The sequence below is a fragment of the Christiangramia sp. 3-2217-3z genome (genome assembly GCF_051195275.1).
Classification (GTDB): Bacteria; Bacteroidota; Bacteroidia; order Flavobacteriales; family Flavobacteriaceae; genus Christiangramia; species Christiangramia marina.
The window spans coordinates 43,643-62,795 of the sequence record NZ_JBNJLI010000006.1 but is presented as its reverse complement, the minus strand read 5'-3'; the positions used below and the strand labels follow the sequence as shown (position 1 = coordinate 62,795).

The 19,153-nt window shown below is 34.9% G+C and carries 15 protein-coding genes; 4 read left to right on the top strand and 11 right to left on the bottom strand.

Translation table 11 applies throughout. The annotated features are described in order from the left end of the window. Position 1: 1 nt before the first annotated feature. The 6 genes from ACSHZO_RS11485 to ACSHZO_RS11460 all read right to left on the bottom strand — a co-directional run bounded on the left by ACSHZO_RS11485 (position 2) and on the right by ACSHZO_RS11460 (position 8,406). Positions 2 to 1,603, bottom strand: a complete 1,602-nt coding sequence (locus ACSHZO_RS11485; RefSeq protein WP_298247331.1) for a type I restriction-modification system subunit M — start codon at positions 1,601 to 1,603, stop codon at positions 2 to 4. Positions 1,604 to 1,800: 197 nt separating this feature from the next. Further along, positions 1,801 to 2,751: a toll/interleukin-1 receptor domain-containing protein gene (locus ACSHZO_RS11480; RefSeq protein ID WP_298247330.1), complete on the bottom strand. Its 951-nt coding sequence runs from the start codon at positions 2,749 to 2,751 to the stop codon at positions 1,801 to 1,803. A 132-nt stretch (positions 2,752 to 2,883) separates the two neighbouring features. After that, positions 2,884 to 3,747, bottom strand: coding sequence for a GIY-YIG nuclease family protein (locus tag ACSHZO_RS11475; protein ID WP_298247329.1), 864 nt, complete (start codon positions 3,745 to 3,747; stop codon positions 2,884 to 2,886). Positions 3,748 to 3,882: 135 nt separating this feature from the next. Further along, positions 3,883 to 7,050 (bottom strand): COR domain-containing protein, encoded by a 3,168-nt coding sequence (locus tag ACSHZO_RS11470; RefSeq protein WP_298247328.1) that lies wholly within the window; start codon positions 7,048 to 7,050, stop codon positions 3,883 to 3,885. 176 nt (positions 7,051 to 7,226) lie between these two features. Beyond that, positions 7,227 to 7,994, bottom strand: a complete 768-nt coding sequence (locus ACSHZO_RS11465) for a restriction endonuclease (protein WP_298247327.1) — start codon at positions 7,992 to 7,994, stop codon at positions 7,227 to 7,229. A 157-nt stretch (positions 7,995 to 8,151) separates the two neighbouring features. Next, positions 8,152 to 8,406, bottom strand: a complete 255-nt coding sequence (locus ACSHZO_RS11460; RefSeq protein ID WP_298247326.1) for a hypothetical protein — start codon at positions 8,404 to 8,406, stop codon at positions 8,152 to 8,154. 465 nt (positions 8,407 to 8,871) lie between these two features. Between ACSHZO_RS11460 and ACSHZO_RS11455 the strand changes: the two genes are divergently transcribed. The 3 genes from ACSHZO_RS11455 (at position 8,872) to ACSHZO_RS11445 (ending at position 11,241) form a co-directional block, all read left to right on the top strand. Beyond that, the gene (locus ACSHZO_RS11455) at positions 8,872 to 9,669 is read left to right on the top strand and encodes an RNA polymerase sigma factor (protein ID WP_298247325.1); all 798 of its coding nucleotides are present in this window, start codon (positions 8,872 to 8,874) and stop codon (positions 9,667 to 9,669) included. Between the two features lies 1 nt (position 9,670). Continuing rightward, positions 9,671 to 10,768, top strand: a complete 1,098-nt coding sequence (locus ACSHZO_RS11450) for a hypothetical protein (RefSeq protein ID WP_298247324.1) — start codon at positions 9,671 to 9,673, stop codon at positions 10,766 to 10,768. A 170-nt stretch (positions 10,769 to 10,938) separates the two neighbouring features. Then, on the top strand, positions 10,939 to 11,241 hold the full coding sequence (locus tag ACSHZO_RS11445) for a hypothetical protein (RefSeq protein ID WP_298247323.1): 303 nt from the start codon (positions 10,939 to 10,941) through the stop codon (positions 11,239 to 11,241). Positions 11,242 to 11,396: 155 nt separating this feature from the next. On the opposite strand, the gene ACSHZO_RS11440 is transcribed toward ACSHZO_RS11445, so the two are convergent. Then, positions 11,397 to 12,524: a hypothetical protein gene (locus ACSHZO_RS11440; protein WP_298247322.1), complete on the bottom strand. Its 1,128-nt coding sequence runs from the start codon at positions 12,522 to 12,524 to the stop codon at positions 11,397 to 11,399. 59 nt (positions 12,525 to 12,583) lie between these two features. On the opposite strand from ACSHZO_RS11440, the gene ACSHZO_RS11435 reads away from it, so the two are divergent. After that, positions 12,584 to 13,615 carry a hypothetical protein gene (locus tag ACSHZO_RS11435; protein WP_298247321.1) on the top strand — a complete coding sequence of 344 codons (1,032 nt, stop codon included), beginning with the start codon at positions 12,584 to 12,586 and terminating at the stop codon, positions 13,613 to 13,615. Positions 13,616 to 13,875: 260 nt separating this feature from the next. Here ACSHZO_RS11435 and ACSHZO_RS11430 read toward each other — a convergent pair whose 3' ends face one another. The 4 genes from ACSHZO_RS11430 to ACSHZO_RS11415 are packed head-to-tail and all read right to left on the bottom strand — an operon-like array spanning position 13,876 to position 19,150. Then, entirely contained in the window at positions 13,876 to 15,294 is a 1,419-nt protein-coding gene (locus ACSHZO_RS11430; RefSeq protein WP_298247320.1) for a TolC family protein, read from the bottom strand. Between the two features lie 10 nt (positions 15,295 to 15,304). After that, entirely contained in the window at positions 15,305 to 15,970 is a 666-nt protein-coding gene (locus ACSHZO_RS11425; protein WP_298247319.1) for an ABC transporter ATP-binding protein, read from the bottom strand. An 11-nt stretch (positions 15,971 to 15,981) separates the two neighbouring features. Beyond that, positions 15,982 to 18,366: an ABC transporter permease gene (locus ACSHZO_RS11420; protein ID WP_298247318.1), complete on the bottom strand. Its 2,385-nt coding sequence runs from the start codon at positions 18,364 to 18,366 to the stop codon at positions 15,982 to 15,984. Positions 18,367 to 18,385: 19 nt separating this feature from the next. Next, a complete protein-coding gene (locus tag ACSHZO_RS11415) occupies positions 18,386 to 19,150 on the bottom strand; it encodes a head GIN domain-containing protein (protein WP_298247317.1) in 765 nt (254 codons plus the stop codon). Positions 19,151 to 19,153: the final 3 nt, after the last annotated feature.

Below are 19,153 nucleotides of genomic sequence, written 5' to 3'. Positions count from 1 at the left end.
ACTAAAAAGGAGTTTCAATATTAAGTTCCCTGCAGAAATCCGCAATGGTCTTATCCGTTTCAGAAATCTCCTTTTCCAAAGATTTTAATTCTGCTGCTATCGCTGTAATATCAACCGGTTCTTCTTCTTCAAAAGTGTCTACATAACGGGGAATGTTTAGGTTGTAATCATTCTCCTTTATTTCTTTCAATTTCGCCCTGTAGCTGTATTTTTCTAATTCAGTCCGGTTAATGAAGGTATCGGTTATTTTCTCGATATGTTCAGAAAGCAATACATTGTCTTTTCCCCTTTTTTCAAAATCATTACTGGCATCTATAAATAATACATCTTCATCTATTTCCCTGCATTTTTTAATTACCAGAATACAGGTAGGAATACCCGTTCCAAAGAAGATGTTAGCCGGTAAACCTATAATGGCATCAATATAATTACGGTCTGCTATCAGATATTTTCTAATATGCCCTTCGGCTGCACCTCTAAATAAAACCCCGTGAGGTAATACACAAGCCATGATTCCGCTTTCATCCAAATGATGAATCATATGCTGCACAAAGGCAAAATCGGCTTTGCTTTTAGGGGCTAATTTCCCATATTGGCTAAAACGGTCATCACTGGAAAATACCTGTTTTGCACTCCATTTAGCTGAGAACGGCGGATTTGCAACTATTGCTTCTGCCTGTATATCTAAATGCTGAGGTTCTTCCAGGATATCTTCCTGCTTAATATCAAATTTAGAATAATGAACATCATGCAGGATCATATTCATTCTGGCAAGGTTATAGGTCGTTCTGTTAAGCTCTTGTCCATAGTAATATCCCACATTTTCCTTACCAACTTCTCGTGATACCCGAAGGAGTAAAGAACCCGACCCGCAAGTTGGATCATAAACCGATTTTATACGTTTTTTTCTGGAAGTTACTATTTTGGCTAAAATGGTTGAAACTTGTTGCGGGGTGTAGAATTCGCCAGCTTTTTTTCCAGCGCCTTCAGCAAATTTTCCAATTAAATATTCATAAGCATCACCCAGCACATCAGTTTCCACATCATCCAATTGGAAGTCTATCTGGTCTAAATGGGTTAGGATCTTTGCAATGATCTCATTTTTGGCTTTTAAGGTCTTTCCTAATTTGGAAGAAGTAAGATCCAGATCTTCAAACAAACGAACAAAATCATCTTCTGAATCTGTTCCCATGGTGCTCTGCTCAATATTGTTCAGAATACGTTCTAAATCTTCAATAATAAAGTACTGAGTTGCTTCCTGATTATCGTTAGTTTCAATCTCAGTAAGATTATAGCCTTTTCGAGCAATGCTTGTAAAAAGTTCGGAAGGCTTTAGAAAATAGCCTAAATTCTTTATACAGGCTTTTTTTACTGCTTCTATATACTTTAAGCCTTCTTCTGAATTTTCATTAAGGGTCTCGTATTTAAGATTATCTGGTTTGAGGATTTCATCTGCATAGATATGAAGCTTTTCAGAAAGGTATTTGAAGAAGATAAAACCTAAGATATAATTTCGGTAATCATCGGCATCCATTTTACCTCTTAGAAGGTTGGCAATAGCCCATAATTTTTTCTGAAGCAGCTTCTTTTGTTCTTCTGACATTGATTGATTTGGTTAGAATAATTTTTGCAACCAAATATATTGAAACAATTATAAAAGGTCTTTGTTTAATGGCAGTGATTAACAAACCGCCGTCACATTTTTAATTTTAAAAGTAGTATAAGATTGAATGATTATACAAAACATTGAATGAGAATGAGTAGGAGCAAAGGTTCACTTTTGCGGTGGTCTAATCTTATCTAAAATTCTATACCCACACTATTCAACCATTCAATCCATATGTCATCTACCATATCTATATAAGTTAATTTCTTTTTTGAATTAGAATTATTAAAGGATTCTATAGAAAATCTCTGCCAAAAAAGATCATATTCATCATCTACCAGGTTAAAACTATTTCCATGATTATGATACCGTTTTTCTCCAGTAGAATATGAAATTGTAAAATCTGATTTATTGAAATTTATTCGAGGAATTGCAGATGTTGCATCTGTGGTTAAGGTTAGGACCGATTCATTATTAATTTTATTCCGGTTTACCAGTATAGCCTCAAATTTATTTTTTTCGTCCTCGGTAATTCGCGCACGGATATTTTCGAGAGAATTGAGTTCAGAAATATTTTCTCTGAGATGCTCTTTAATGTTTTTAAATGTTTCTTCCTGAAAATCCATTTTCTGAATAGAGTCAAAATCTTTTTTAATCTTATAGTTTGTGGAAGAAACTTTTTTCTCTTTAGTTGGTAAGTGGATTAAACCAGAGGGCTCAGTTAATAAAGCTCTTAACTCCTGAATAATATTTAAGAATGCGGTATTCATATTTTTCCATTCTGAAACAGGTTTTCCATCCTTGGGCAAAGCTTTAAATTTTTTAAAAGGAGTGTTTAGCCAATCACAGGGCTCAACTATAATTGGAACAATTATTAATTCTCCATTTTCCTCTTTACTTAATGCTGTTTTAAATTCCTTTTCATAGCAATATTCAGAGTCAATATAATCGGGACTCAATAATGCCAGGAATAATTTAGCATTTTGTAACGATTGAGATACTCCTTGATCTATATTGCTACCAGCTTTAATTTCTTCATCGGTCCAGGTATTAATTAATTCTTCCCTAGTTAGCTGAGAAAGATGTTTATGTAATAAATCGAGATAATTTTTATCCTGATGACTGTATGATATAAATGCGTTCATTTTTTGAAGTTTTGTTTTAATAAAATTTGAAGCGGAATAATATAATTGCCAGGGTAATTTCAAAAAAATTATACGAAATTCTTTTGAGAGTAGAAACCAGGCATTTAAGATAACCGTTGGTTTGTGCTGCGTTTAGTTGTCAGATTCCACTGCTTTTAATATTCTACCATCTTTTAATTTCCATTCTTTTAAACCATTAGCACTTCTTCCCATCACCACTGCCGCAGCCGCAGATGGACTTGAAAATAAATAATCTTCTTTAAAAATTAGTTTATTATCAATTGAAGTTACTATCCCATCATCTATCAAACTTTGCCTCAAACTGATCAATTTTTCAGGAAAGGAAATTGTCGGTGAAGTTGCGATTTCTGAATTTCTAAGAACTATAAACCCCTCATTGGTCATTTGCCCTTTCGCATCTGCTCCTCTAGCGGCATTTATATAAAAAGTACTTTTGATTTCTTCTTCAAATGTTTGGTCTTTTCTTAATTCTTCAAATATTTTGAAACCTAAAGCATTTACTAGAAGTTTAATATTTTCTAGAAATTCCTCCATTTCTGCCTGGTCTGATTCCGAAATTATTGATTTAGTTGGATAATTATTATTATCTAAATCATAGCGATTAACTTTTATCGCAATTTCGTGTAGTCTACTCTCCAAATATTTTATGTGGGCTTTATTTAGATTTTCGTCCTTACTTACAAAGACCAGAGCTTCGTTCCAGAAATCTTTCGCCGATAAATGTTGGTTTAATCTTTTATAAATTCCTTCTGCTTCCCCAATGTATGCTAGTTCTTTATTTTCAGATTTGTCGGATTTTCCAAATAAAATATAGATACCGGTATTTTCTAATTCTGGCCGGTCAAATGACTCTTTAATTTTCTTTCTAGGAATTTTTAATGCTTTACCAGACCAATTTGATAATTCGCAGGTCATTCTTCCATTTGGCTCTCCATCTACCAGGAAGATTTTTATTGTTTTACCGAAGTTTTTCATTAAAATTTTAGTTGGATTGACACCTTAATTTATAAGTCACCATTGTATTAGTTTGAACAGTAATTAGAGCACATCAGGCTTAGTATTGGTTCGTTGATCAATTTATTTATTTTTAACCGTTGTTAGTTGCTGTCACTATTTCATGTTTAGTATTATATGAGTTAATTCTCTGGTCTCACCATTATGGACATGATATGATATGATTATTTTAATATTAGCAGACTCTGAAAGATTTGAATTTTGAGTTACTTTATTTACCGGAAATTCCTTTTCGTCAAAACCAATTTTGGAATTCAGTTTTTTGATATATTGGAAATAATTTTTGTACAGACTTTGAAAATTTCGAGCTTCTCCGAACACTAACATAAAGTTTCGTTGAAGACCATGCGTGTCATATTTTGTGAATAATTTGTTTATATGAGTTGCTATTGATTTGTTTTTGGAGCCGCAACTTTTTAATCTTAAGGATTCGATTATAGTTAATGGTATTCCATTTTCTCTCCTTATCATTAAATCTAACTCTCCAGATTGAAGCCCAGACTCGGAAGCTCCTGATCTTGTTTGATCAGTTACATTGAATCCCTTTGTTCTCAATAAGTCAACGATATCATCATTAATTTGGTCTTCAATCCTTTTTACGAATTTACGTTCTAAAATACGAGACGAAACTTCAAGTAAATCTGATGTTATTTTTTCCAGAATTTTCTCGTTAAGTTCTTTAAATAAATCGAGTTCTAGATTATTGTTTTGTTCTCCATTCTCTAATATACTTAGCACTTTACTTATCGAAGCGACGTTACCCGTTTTACCGCAAGGAAAATCTTTACCACCTTTTTCTCTATATTTTTCCAATGAAAGTAAATCAAAAAAATATGGATTTTCATCGTTCACGCACTCTTCACAAGTACATTGTAGTTTCGTTTTAACACTTGATTGTTCATTAAAATTATATCGGCTATTAATAGTATCTATTGCAAACAATGCTTTTAATGCTACCAAATTTCTTTTAGGTCCTTTAGATTTTATTAGAATTTCACGTATACCTTGGCTTTCCTCAATTTCAGCTACAGAATTAGAATACTCAATAACTAATCCATCTCTCCAGACAGATGTTTGATTTTGAGCTATAAAAGAATGAAGTTCAACAATTAATAACGTAATTACTCCTTTAGGCATAAAATCATAGGTGACCTTGATTTGAGTGGTTTTATTATAATCGAACTCTTCTTCAATTGGTTTGTTTGGCTCTAGCAATTGAGGTATAATGAAATAATCAGTGTTTGTTACTTGGTAACACAATTTGAATTTCAACATTAACTCTAAAATTTCAACCTCAAAGTCTTTGTGCATGCTTTCATCCGAACTACAAATGTTATGAATATCTTTCAGCCTAAACTTTCCATTATCTTTTTTGATTGATTCGGATTTTAAGATTTTATAGACAGCTTTTGTTGACCACTCCTTTTTAAGGATTATAATTTTATTCAATGCCGAAATAGAATTTTGATCTTGAAAATGAAGAAAAACACCAAGATCATGAAATAACTGAGATAGATCTAATTTATCTTGTTTCTCAGTTATCCCAAATTCATCACAAATATTGAAAAGCTCATTTACAGAAATAACACTTTTTGAATTTGAAAGTTTTTGTATGGCGTCTCTAACTTTTAACCAAGAGTTCTCAAGTTCAATACCGACAAGAGGGAGCGATTTTATTTTATTAATGATTTCATCTTTGAAGGTGTGAAATTTTTGACTTTGAGGTTTATCTTCTGGAATTTTTCCTAAGTCAATTTGATAAAATTTGTCATCTAAAAAAACTCCAAATCTTTCGATTAAGGCCTTTTGATTTAAATGAGCAATTTTCCCTTGTTTTTCATTATTGAATAAGATAAGAGGACTTTTATCTCCAAGTATTTCTACAATTTGTAACCAGTAGTCAGTATCTATCTTTTCAGTTCTAGTATCAACAACAAAAAGGTATAAAGATCTTTTACTTAGAAAAAATTGATGAGTTTGATAAGCTATACTTTGTCCTTCGAAGTCCCAAATATTAAGTTTTATAGAACTTCTATTGTTTAACTTCAACGATAAAGCTTCGACATCAATTCCTTGAGTACTTTCATCAGGTTTGGGAAGTTTTGATTTTTCATCTTTTAGTTTATACCGCAACGATGTTTTACCTGCCCCTGTTCTACCGACAATTAATACTTTCGCTTCATTAAGAATTGATTTTTTCTTGGTATTATTAAGTCTTTTAAAGTACCTCTTAATCGATGAATTTCCTTGTTTAATAATTTCTATTGGTGGATATTCTAAATTATTGTTCTTGAGATTTACTGAACCAAAAAATGGATTTCCGGACGAAGGTTTTTCATTTATCTGTATTCCTTTGTTAAGCATATGTAAGATTGGCTCTAATGAAACAACCTTACAAGATGAGAAGTCCAAATTTATTAAACTATCAAGATCACTTAAAGGATTAAGAGTTGAAATTGCATTATTGCTGATATTCAAAACTTCTAAATTCTTTAAGTGTTTTACAAATGCAGGTATTATTTTTAGATTATTATTCTCTAATTCTAATCTTCTGAGTTTACTTAAATTTTTTAATGCCTTTGGATATTCCCCTATTTTATTAGAGCTAAGTCCTAACTGTTCTAAGTTTTGACAAATTGTTAGATCATTGGTTATTTTCGAAATTTTATTTCTTTTGAGATTGAGGCATTCAAGTTCATTTAGATTTTCAATTACGGGAAGATTCCTTAGATAATTGTTCTCACAATTTAAAGTTTTGATCTTGGTCAATTCATTAACCCAATCAGGAATTTTTCTTAAGAAATTATTTTTAACAGACAGGTTAACTAAATTCTTTAATCCTTTAATAAACTTTGGAAATTTTTTCAAATGACAATTGTCTAACACTAGTATTTCCAAATGTGATTTATCACATTCAAAAGTTTTTAATTTTCCTAGATCGTTAAAACTAAAGTCTATTTTTATAATAGAATCCATTTTAAGGAGTCTAATGGGAAGTTGAGAAAAATTATTTAAGCTTAAGTTTAAAAAAAGGATATTGTCTAAATCGTAAAACCAATCAGGTATATCGGATAGTAAGTTATCACTCAAATCCAACCAAAATTTATCTTCGACTTCTTTCAAAATTTCAGGAATTTCTTTAAGTTGGAGTGATGATAAGTCGATAAACCCAGATCTATCGGAACGAATTAAATTTATCTCCTCATTAATGTGTTCAAGATATTCTTGTCTACTATCAAAGAAAATTGGATCATTTATATTCACTAATAATTTTATTTATTTTTTGATTGTATCTAACGATTTGCGATTATCACAAGTTACGGGAGTAGGGACTCGGACTTGTCGGCTTACCGTTGTTTTTTCTTGGTTATTAAAATTACACTTTTTCTTCAGACACCCGGAATTTGAGATGAACCGCTGTTAGGTGCAATACGGTATTCTTAATACCTGCTGAGCCATTCTTTTAAATGGTTGTAATCTTTTAAATCGATTTGATCTTTTAAAATTGAGGCTTCTTTAATTGCATCTGGTGTAAATGTGCTAGTAGTAACTATAAGACTCTTAGATGGCCTATGGAAATTATGCACACCAGAAACTTGTCTTATTATTTTAACATCAATCTTATTGTCTGGAGCATATCTTTTGCATTCTACATAAGTTAGATAATTTGATACTTCATTTTTAATATTAGCAATTATATCTCTTCCTCCATCTCGTGTAGCTTTTGTGAGTTCAATGTCAAATCCAAAATCTTCCAAAATACTAGCGATTAATTCTTCGAATTTTCTGGGATCTATATTATATAATTTATCAGGGTACTTCTTGAAATATCGTTTCACTTCCAAATTAATATCCGTTATTATCAGTTTGGATTCTTCGCTATTTCCTGAAACTTTATCCTCAAATAGGCTTTCCTCAATTTTTCCTTGTTGAGCTAAATTTTTCATCCTATTTTTAAGTTCGCGACTTGAAATTTCTTTTGTTTCTAATGAGACTTTAGCATCTATAAACCCGTAATTTCCGTCACTTTCTTTTGCCATAATAACATAGCTCCAATCCTTATCAAAATTGTCTAATAGAATTGTGCCTAATAAATTATTTTCATCATCTGCAAACCATTGCTTTTCTTTTGCAACGAAAGTTGACATTGCATTTTTTCTACTAGGGTATGAATTAAATTGATCTTCAGTAATTTCTTTTATTGCCATAATTTTGTTGAAGTATTGCACCTAACACTTTATATCCAAAGCAATATAACTCTTTAACCTAAAATATCTAAGGGATAAAGAAAGGTTTGTCTGATTTCTATAATTGAATTGGATCTGGATTACGAGAAATTGTAATATTTAATAAGTAATTGAAAACTTATTTTTCTAATTCCTGCAGAGAAAAACTAAAATTATATAATTCCATTGGATGAATACCTAAACCCTTTGCTATAGGTAAGAGTGTGGTGATTTTTGGTTCATTTTCATCGGCCAGAACTCTATAAATAGCTTTATTTTCAATATTGCCAATTGACGCAATAGTAGCAATATCTCGATCGCTTTCATCAATCAGTTTTCTTAAATGCTCACTAAATTTTTTTCGATATTCTTGGCGCCAGTCTTTCACAAGCACAATATCACTTCAAACAATCAAAAAAAATTGTCAAGTTTGACACTTTTTAAAAATAATTATTATATTTACTTCATATTAATATATTTGCGAAACTTCTTAAAGTAAAATATTAGAAGCATTTCGCTTTGAATCTCGGATTGAAAACTGGTAATTTTTAAACACACGAGAGGATAAGCATAATGCTCACGACCCGGGCGTGGGCTTGCTTATTGTGTGTTAGGTATACCAGTACCCCAATCCGATAAGTTGAGTATCCACGCCTTTTTACTTGTTGAAAGAGGCTCTTCTTCTCAACGCTTTTTCAAAGCTTTCTTCTTTTAAAAATTTTAGAACTCGCATGGTTGTTTAGATAGCTCCATTTTTGGATTTGTCTTAATAGCCGCAGCTTCATTCCCTACATTATGCTGTAATTGCAGGTAGAAAACCCCTGTCAGTTTCAAATTTTACGAACATCTATCAATTTAAATGAGTTCTATTATGCGGGAAAATAATTATGAACTATTAAAAGAAGGCGATTCTTCTGCCTTGGAAAAAGTTCATGCCAGGTACAGCCATATGGTTTTCTGGCTTGGAAAAAGAATCATTAGCGATGATTTCGTGGTGGAATCTTTAGTGCAGGATACCTTTTTAAAGCTATGGGCGAACAGAGATAAGATCGAATCAGAAAAACATCTATTCTTCTTCTTACGTATGGTGATGAAAAGAGAATGCATCACCTACTATACCCGGCCTAAAAATAAGTTTTTCAGAAAAGTAAATTCTTTAGAGACTTATGAGAACTATCAGGATTATATGCTGGGCTATGATCCTTTAAAAGACGCTGAGAGCCTCCAGGATCACGAGCAGGATCAACAAGCATTGGATAGTATTAAAAGGGTGCTGCCTTTAATAGATCCAGAAAGAAGCCGACTGATCGAGCTCTGTTTAAAATACGGCTTTCAGTATAAAGCGATTGCGCAGCTTAAAGGCACCAGTGTTACCGAGACTAGCAACGAGGTGAAAAAGGCGATCCATGATATTAAAACGATCATCACCCAGGAAGGCAGGCTTCAAACGAAGCCAGAACCTATTCTTGAAATAAAGCTTCCGAAGAAATTGACCGAGGAGCAGGAAAAGGTATTGCAGCTACGCTGTGAAAAGAAGTATTCATTTGCTTCCATTGCTATGGAACTGAACCTTTCTCAAAAGGAAGTCCACCAGGAATTTATAACAGCCTATAAACTGATGCAGGAGAAACATGAACAGCAATTAGAATCGGCATAATATGGAAAAGTCTACCATGAAACTCACCCGGAAAATCCAGCTATTAGTTGATCTTCCCACCAAAGAAGAACGAAAGGAAGCCCTGGATAAATTGTACCAGTGGCAGAACCGATGTTTTAGAGCAGCAAACCTTATCATGACCCATTTGTATACCCAGGAAATGATCAAAGAATTCTTTTATTTATCTGAAGGCGTTAAGTATAAATTAGCCGATGAAAATAAAGATGCTTACGGGATCTTAAATCGCTCCCGAACAAATACCACCTACCGGCTTATCTCCAATCGTTTCAAAGGAGAAATCCCCACCAACATATTATCGAACTTAAACCAATTTCTTATTTCTACTTTTAAAAAGAACTTACCGCAGTACTGGAGTGGTGAACGTTCCCTGCAGAACTTCCGGAGAGATATGGCTTTTCCATTTGATATGGAGTTGATTAGCGGATTACATTTTAATGCAGAGAAAAAAGCATTTTGTTTCAGCCTGTATCAAATTCCTTTTCGCACCTATTTAGGAAAGGACTTTACCGATAAACGGAAGTTACTGCAGCACGTCATACAAGGAGAAACCAAACTCTGCATGTCCCATATTAAACTGAAAGAGGGCAAGATCTTTTGGCTTCCGGTATTCGAAATTGAAAAAGAAAAACATAGACTTAAACCGGAGGTGATTGCAGAAGCTTCGCTGTCACTTGAATATCCTATCGTGGTAAAATCGGGAAAAGCAAAGCTAAGCATAGGCACCCGGGAAGAATTTTTATACAGAAGGCTGGCCATCCAGGCAGCAAGGAAAAGAGCACAGGTTGGAGCTACCTATTCCAGGTCTGGCCAAGGCATTAAAAGAAAAACAAAGGCTGTAGATAAATTTCAGAATATGGAAAAAAACTATGTGCATCAGCGTATTCACGTATATACAAAAAGGCTTATTGACTTTTGTATTAAACATCAGGCTGGAACACTCATTTTATTAAATCAGGAAGACAAGATCGGGATAGCCAAAGAAGAAGAATTCGTATTTAGAAACTGGAGTTATTATGAGCTGATGACAAAAATAAAATACAAGGCTGAAAAGGCCGGGGTGGAACTTATTATAGATTAAAGTTTTGGTTATGAGGGTGCTTGTACACCCGTAAGGTGAGGTCAAAGACACTCACTAAATGCGTAGAGCATATACAACGCGTGGGCTACTCTTATTTTTTTGGTCATAGTATATGGAAATTCTGTTAGGTTTTCTAATTTGAAAGTAGGTAGAAAGAGAATCATGTATATTTGAAAAAACTCATAAAAAACTACATCGTGGGATTAAATGCCTTAATATCTTTGGATTTAAAAAATAACTCAGCCGAAACAAAAGAATTTTTTGAACAGGAAATGATCAAGAAAGAGTGGTCAAAAATTAGCGAGGTAAGAGATACTTGGGTATCCAGTTTTAATGAAGGTATCCAGCGAGAACAAGCCTTGAATGTAATTCAGGAGGATATCAAAAGTATTTTGGAGAAGTTAGAAATGGACAAAATAAGTTTAGCAGTTCAATTAGCTTCGGAAGACATCGTCTTTGGGGAATTCAACTAAAATCTGGAATAAGTAATATACCGAAGGTCTTTGAAAAATTATTTGCATGAAGATCTGCTTCTTCCTGCGGGTTGAGAACGTTTTTCACGTAAAAACTTTTGGCAATAGAGCTAGAATAAAACTAGTGATAGGTCTAAATAGGTATACTCAAATAATCACTTCCATAATTTGAGAAGCTTGAATGGATCAATATCTGAAAACAGGTCATCATGGGTCTGAATAAGAGGATCCAGCAAATCGACTTTTTGAAATCCAAAGTGCAATAATTCTATGTTCTCTTTGGTTAGCTGATTGTCTTTTTCTAATTGAGCTTCATATTCATAAAGAAATTTTCTTAACTTATTTGCCTCATGCCATAGCTCTGATTTCTGTCTTAGATCTTGTAATAGGCTAATCTCATTATCAATTAATATCTGTCTTTCTTTTTCTAAACGTTCTTTCTCCTTTTCCTCCTCCTCTCGTTTCTTACTTTCAATTTCCCGTTGTCTTTCTGCTTCAGCTTCAATCTCCAACCATGCTATTATTGCAGATAATTTATTTTCAAGTTTGATGGTTTTAGCATCGTTCCAGGTTTTACTATAATAATATTCACCGGTATTTATGGCTAGCATACCGGTAGGTTCCGATTTATATTCTTCACCATATTTGCCAGGAATTTTGATTCTTTTATTCTTTTCCGAAATACTGATCTCTATTTCAATTCCGTATAATTTTACGAAAGAATTATACCTTCCGAAGGTCAATTCATGACCCCTGGCATTGAGGTTTTTCAGTAATACATTAAATAATAATAAAGCTCTGCTCAATTGTTTTTTAGAAATATAGCAGCGAATTGGTCCTGGATAATATCTTGCATAGTAATCAAGATCCTCTGGGACTTTAACATCTTTATTATACCATTTTTTGGTGTGTATTAAAACTGGATCTAACATGTTTGACAGTTTTTCTGGAATGGAGAAATTTGTTCGGGAATCAGCTTCTATTTCCAAAATTTTTTGATCCATTTCAGTGAGATCTCCAAAATCCCTATGATCACCTTCCGGTCGGAGGTATAGCTCAATGTTTGTTTCATTATCTATGGAATTAAGCCGTGGCTTTTCAACCTCCTTTCCGTATTTCTTTTTCGACCAATAACCGTTAGGAGGTAATGCTATTTCATTTCGCTCACATATCCTTTTAAAACTGGCATACGAAACCATATATTTTTCAGTGAAATAGGTTCGTGGATGCTCCCATACCGCGGAAAATAGCTCTTTTCTGGTAAGTTTAATCTTTTTATGCATGGTTAGATAATCAGAATGAAAATTTACTATTTTCACCACTTTAAAACCTAACGCTGAACATGTTAAAATTTTCAAGATTTCACCTTTTACTTATCCTTAGTTTAATCCTTGTGTCCTGTTCTAAAGATTCGGAACCCAATGAAGAAACACAGCAACCTGAAGAACAGGTAATAGAGGATAAGTTTCAATATATTGCTCTAAGAAATGATGGGAAACTATTTACTATTGGAGATCAAAGTGGAGTAGTGGAACCGGCAGGAAGTATTCCGAACTTGGAGTTTAATAGTATATTCAATACGGTAACCTCTTCTTCGGAAAATACTTATATCTACGAACCCTGGTTTGACCCACCACAATCAAGATTATTTATCCGTAATCGAGAGACCGGAAATAGTGAAATGGTAGAATTGAAATTTCCGGAAGAGTTCGGAAATATTCCCGGCTTTATGTCCTTGGATTGGGATGAAACTCAAAATAGTCTGATAGGGATCATTAGACATGAATTTGATAGTCCTTCAACAGATAAGCCTGTAAAAATTGCCAGAATAGATCCTGATACGTATGAGATACAGGTTTTAGAAAATCTAGATTTAAATACACTGGGTTATCAAAATGTATTCTCCTCCCAATTGATCGATCAGAAAATATATGTTAGCGCATCGAAGAATTCCCGAATAAGCGATGCGGATCTTTTGGAAGTTGATCTTTCCAATAAAACCATCAAGGTTTTATCCCAGGACAGTATAGAGACAGGTCTCGTAAATCTGGCTGCTATACCAAATACTAGTAAATTACTTGGTTTTGCTCCTCAGCTTAATACAGGTTATGCGGGTGCGGTAAAACCATATATCTATGATATTACCATGGAAGAGTTAATTTTAATAGATGCTGTACCTCGAATCTCCGCGCTACATTTCGCGAATAAGACATATGTTAACTATGATTCGAAGGAGTTAATTGCGTTAATTGCAAGGGAAGGTCATGGCCTTTTTAAGTATGACTATCAAACCGGAGAATTCGAGATAATACCTGTAAAGAATCCAGAGGATCTTTCATCGCTGGTTGCTATTATTGATGTTATCAAGTTATAGGATGATTTTAGAAAATTGAATTTTTTAATAATCAATTATAATTTAATAGCTGCAGCAAGCAGGAAATTTTAATTAATGTACATAGGTGAGTTTAAGGCCCCATCTCTACCGTAACTAACCTTGAGCATGGAACCTGTGCTGTTTTTATAGTGTATGGAAAATTAAACGTAAAGTAAAAACAGCATAGGGCGCATTTATGATATCTACTCAATTAAAAGAAAATAGCTACTAAAATGAGTAGGGGATAAGGAATAGAACAATTAACTGGAAAAATTGGCACCTCGATAATAATCCAGAATTTTAACCCGGATTAAAAACTCATACTTGGTATTCGCCAGCTTAATCCTTGAGCGATCGAGGTTGTTTTTGCTAATGATATATTCCACAAGATTGGAGACTCCATTCTGAAAACGGATTTCATTTACGCGATAAGATTCTTCATAAGACGCGACCTGTTCTTGTAAAACGAAGTAGTTATCATATGCTGCCTGCATGGCATTATAGGCTTGCTTAATGGCCTGCTCATATTGATTTTTAATGTCTTCCAGCTCTAGCTCCGTATCTTTAAGTTGAATCTTTTTTAGAGACACCTCTCTTTTAGCCCTAAAACCGTTGAAAACGGGAATATTAATACTTACTCCCGCAACCGAACTGAGGTTGTTATTTAATTGATCGATATATGGAATATCCTGTTGCGAAAACTGGCTTTCGTTTGATTGTACCGCGTAATTAATTCCATCCACGTTTATAAATTGACCGGTTTCAACTATCTGTGTACCGGTTTCATTGAGCAGGCTGGCCAGGCTGGAATAATTAGTATTTAACTGTGCAAACAGGGAAACTTCAGGCAAATACAGGGATCTTGCTACGGCAACGTCTTCTGCCGCTGCATCCAGTCGCAATCGTCTTGTTCTAAAAACCTGCAGGTTGTCCAAGGATTCTGAATAAACTTCTTCCGCAGTAAGATCGTATGCTGTAATCGGAGGTAATACCTGCAAATTTTCAATGCTAATTTCAGCATCGGTATTGAGCAATTGTGCAAGTTCCAGTTTCGATTGTTTTAACTGATTCTCAGCTGCGATAACGGCAGACATGTCATTACTTATCTGTCCCTGTATGTCTGTATAATCTGCCGGATTACCTTCGCCCTGTTCATTCAGCGTTTGAACACGATCAGTTTGCTGTTTTGTACTTTCAAGTCTTAGTTTAGCCAGTTCCACTAGATCACGGTTATTAAGAATCTGAAAATATGCTAGGGTAACGTCAAGAATCAATTGTTGCTTATCGGATTCTTTTTCGGCTTCAGCGGCCTTCATATTATAACGATCCCGTTGAATACTGTTTCTTAGTTCAAAACCATTAAAAATCCGGGCATTTAACCGCAAACCGGCATTACTAAAACTAAACTGCTGGTCAATCACATCGTTCGTGTAAGGATCTATACTCCGCCCTTTATTTAAAGCATAATTGTAACTTCCGTTAATAGTTGGTAGCACCTGGGACTTCGTTGCACGAAAATTGAGTTTTTCGGTTTCAGACCGCAAATTGGATCTTTTGAAATTGATGTTATAATCGATGGCCAGGTTAATACATTCTTCCAGGGATAATTTGGTTTCTGAAGAATCCTGTGCAGCTAATACGTTGGTGATGATAAGAAATAGAATGATGAATTTTTTCAAAATAGTGGTTTTATAGTTTCGTGGCGCTGCCGTCTAAGAGATGAATAGTTCGCGAACCGTATCGAGCATTACTTTCAGAATGAGTTGCCTGGATGATGGTTACTCCTTCTTTATTCAGGTCGATAAAAAGCTGCATAATTTCGTCACTTTGTTTGGAATTGAGATTTCCGGTAGGTTCGTCGGCAAGAATTAATTTAGGTTTGATGATTAGGGCGCGAGCAATACCTACAAGTTGCTGCTGCCCGCCACTTAATTGATGCGGAAAAAGATCTTTTTTCCCAACAATGTTGAAGCGATCCAGCATATCGGCTACCAACGCTTTTCTTTCTGTGCTCTTTACATTTTTATAGAGTAGGGGAGTTTCAATATTTTCATATACAGTTAGATCGTCCAGCAAATGATACGCCTGGAAAATAAACCCGATATTCTCGTTGAAGATCTCTGTTCTTTTTTTTGGTTTAAGCTGATGGATCGCTTCGTCTTCGAAATAATATTCACCTTCCTGGAATTCATCCAGCATAGCAATGATATTCAGCAAAGTAGATTTACCAGAACCTGAAGGTCCCATGATAGAGAGAAATTCTCCCTGTTCGACATTCAGACTTAGATCGTTCAGTAGAAAAATTCTTTTTCCACCAGATTTCACCCATTTATAAATGTGTTTTAACTTTAGCATTAGTATATTTTTTAATTGTTTTTTAAAGAATTAACAGGATTAGAGATCGCTGCTTTGAGGGCCTGGAAACTTACCGTTGTAATTGCTATGAGCAGTGCGACCAGCCCGGCATACAGAAAGATTTGCCAGTTAATCTCGATGCGGTACACAAATTCCTGAAGCCATTTATACGCAAGCCAATATGCCAGCGGAAAAGCGATAATGAGTGCAATGAATACTAGTTTCACGAAATCTTTGGAAAGCAGTCCAATAATACCAGTAACGCTGGCACCTAATATTTTTCGAATTCCAATTTCCTTAGTACGTTGTTCCGCCATAAATGCGGCAAGTCCAAAAAGTCCCAGGCAGGCTACAAAAATTGCAAGTCCGGCAAAGATGAGTGCAACGGTCGCCGTGCGACGATCCCTGGCATACATCTGTTCTACATTCTTATCCAGAAACGTATAATCAAATGCAGAAGATGGTACCACTTCCGCAAATTTACTTTGGAATTTGTCCAGCGTGGACGGCAGTTCTTCACTTTCAAACCGAACCAGCATATACTGAAGGGGCTCAAGACCATTATTAAAAGCATAACCACCAATTGGAGAACGCAAGGATGAAAAATTGAAATCATCTACTACCCCAATAACGTAGGCATTAGGCCCCAGTTGGGCAATTAGATTCTTACCAATGGCTTCTTGTGGTTCTATTCCAAGGAATTCCACCGCTTTCTTATTGAGTACGACATCTACTATTGAATCGCCTTCCTGTTTAGTTGCCGGTAAATCTTTTCCAGCTAGAAGTTCCAGTTGAAGTGTTTCCACAATTCCACCCGTGGTACGATTAGTTTGCAGAGACATCGCTTCGTCTGAATTCATATTTCTATAAAGCGCCCGGCCGCTAACGCTGATTCCCGGAAATCCCTGGGCCATAGTCGTAGACGAAACTTCAGGCAGACTTTCAAATTCATCAAGTAGGGTTTGCTTTTCATTTTCAGAATTTACAGCAGCGATTGAGATCGCCACGGTATTATCAGGATTGTATCCAAGATTTTTATTCCTCATAAACTCCAGCTGATTATAAATCACTATCGCACTGATGATCAATATCACAGAGGCGGAAAATTGAACCACCACGAGTCCTTTTCTTAGGACCGCTGTAAAACTATTTTTATTGGTGCCAGACCTGATCACTTCCATCGGGGAAAATTTAGAAAGGTGAAATGCAGGGAACGATCCCGCGATGAGCGTGGTGATCAACCAGATTGCGATGAGGGCGATGACAAATTCAGGAGACCATAGAAATTTAGTGGAAAGATCTACGCCAACGATACTTTCAAAAAAAGGAATCGCCAAAACAGTAAAAATCAAAGCAAGAAATATAGACAGCAGAGTGACAAAACCTGTCTCTGTAAAGAATCGTAAGATCAATATTTTGCTGGATGCACCAAGCGTTTTATTGATCCCTACGTCTTTAGTACTTTTTTGTGATCTCGCCGTGGCAAGATTCATATAATTAATACAGGCGATCAATAAAATTAAAATAGCCAGTAAGCTGAAATTTCGAACTTCCTCAATACTTCCCGTTTTTGAGGAGAAAGCACTTTTAATATTTGCAGAGTAGAGGTGCATTTTCTCTAATGGTTGCAGCGATAAGGTATACCATTGGTGTTCTTTTTCCACATTAGCATCAACAAGTTGTTGCATTTTTTTGGTAACCTCTGTACGGTTTGCTTGGTCGTTCAGTAGAAAATAAGTTTCAAAACTGGCATTTCCCCAGGTAGGATCATTATAAAAACCTACAGAATTAAACGAAGCGATCATATTACCATCCAGGCTGGAATTTTCCGGAAAGTCCATATAGACCCCGGTGATCTCCATGTTTTTCTTATTGTCTATACCAATCGTCTGGCCAAGGGGATTCGTATTTCCAAAATACTTTTCAGCGGTAGATTTAGAAATAACAATGGTATTAGGTCTTACCAATGCACTTTTTGAATTTCCGTAGATAAATTCAGGTTGAAAAATATCCAGGAACTCCGCATCTGCATAATATAATTTTTGCTCGGTGAATTGCTGATTGTTGGCTTCAATAGACGCGGTTTTTCCGAAATCATGATCCCATAATCTGGCAGATTTCTGTATTTCCGGAATTTCATTAGCAGCAGAGGGCTTTAGTGCAGCGGGCACTGTTGCCCAAACTTCATTATCTCGCTCCTGCGAGGTATTAAAGATCACCCGGTAGATCCGGTCTTTTTGGGCATACATCGTATCAAAACTTCGCTCCTGCAATACGAACAGGAACAGTAAGATGGTTATGGTTAATCCAATCGAAAGACCAAGAATATTGATGAAAGAGAATGTTTTATCGGCTTTGATTCTTCGCCAGGATATTTTGATGAAATTTTTAAGCATAGATGATTTTATAAAAGATTTAATCGATTTTCTGAACCACGGTTTCTCCTATTTTGAGTCCGTTATTCACTTTCGCATCGCCTTTGTACTGAATTCGGGCTTCTCCGAAAGCTGAAACCTTCAGTTTCTCAGAAACATTTACCACAATATGATTGTTGCCATACGCTGCGATTTTGGTTTCGGAAGATGGAAGATCAATTGCATTTACTTCGCTTTTTCCGTAGCATCGATAGCGCTGAAAATCAACATTACCAGCTTTTACTTCCAGGTAACTTTCTCCATAAATGGCTACTTTAAAATCATCTGCAGTAATACTTTCAAAATATACTTTTGGAGAGCCGTAAATATCAAGGTCAAAATCTTCTACGCTGATGGCATCTTCAAAATTGATCACTTCTTCACTACGAATTTCCGCAGCTTCCAGTTTTTTATAATAGACGGTGATGTGAACCTCCGTACCATTATAAATAGAACGATCCATTTCACGACCGTTTATCTTCACTTCCTCTTCTTTGGCAACGATCTTTGCGTCTTCCAGGTAAATATGAAGTTCTTTACCATCTACCTCAATATTGATCTTTTCGCGTTCTACTTTTGTATTCTGAATAATTACCGATTCGGTATCAGCTTGTTTGAAATCCACTTTTATATATGGACTTATAGTGACTTCTGAAAAACTGGAAACTTCCACAGTTTCAGATTGAGCATTAGATAGACCGAAATTTAAAAGGGCTAGAATTATTGGGATGAGCATTTTGTTCTGAGTTAAGATTGATTTTTTCATAGT

Excerpts from the sequence above, each read along its gene's own strand:
- ACSHZO_RS11485 (WP_298247331.1), bottom strand. The coding sequence starts at position 1,603 with ATGTCAGAAGAACAAAAGAAGCTGCTTCAGAAAAAATTATGGGCTATT.
- ACSHZO_RS11480 (WP_298247330.1), bottom strand. The coding sequence starts at position 2,751 with ATGAACGCATTTATATCATACAGTCATCAGGATAAAAATTATCTCGAT.
- ACSHZO_RS11475 (WP_298247329.1), bottom strand. The coding sequence starts at position 3,747 with ATGAAAAACTTCGGTAAAACAATAAAAATCTTCCTGGTAGATGGAGAG.
- ACSHZO_RS11465 (WP_298247327.1), bottom strand. The coding sequence starts at position 7,994 with ATGGCAATAAAAGAAATTACTGAAGATCAATTTAATTCATACCCTAGT.
- ACSHZO_RS11455 (WP_298247325.1), top strand. The coding sequence starts at position 8,872 with ATGAGTTCTATTATGCGGGAAAATAATTATGAACTATTAAAAGAAGGC.
- ACSHZO_RS11450 (WP_298247324.1), top strand. The coding sequence starts at position 9,671 with ATGGAAAAGTCTACCATGAAACTCACCCGGAAAATCCAGCTATTAGTT.
- ACSHZO_RS11440 (WP_298247322.1), bottom strand. The coding sequence starts at position 12,524 with ATGCATAAAAAGATTAAACTTACCAGAAAAGAGCTATTTTCCGCGGTA.
- ACSHZO_RS11435 (WP_298247321.1), top strand. The coding sequence starts at position 12,584 with ATGTTAAAATTTTCAAGATTTCACCTTTTACTTATCCTTAGTTTAATC.
- ACSHZO_RS11425 (WP_298247319.1), bottom strand. The coding sequence starts at position 15,970 with ATGCTAAAGTTAAAACACATTTATAAATGGGTGAAATCTGGTGGAAAA.
- ACSHZO_RS11420 (WP_298247318.1), bottom strand. The coding sequence starts at position 18,366 with ATGCTTAAAAATTTCATCAAAATATCCTGGCGAAGAATCAAAGCCGAT.
- ACSHZO_RS11415 (WP_298247317.1), bottom strand. The coding sequence starts at position 19,150 with ATGAAAAAATCAATCTTAACTCAGAACAAAATGCTCATCCCAATAATT.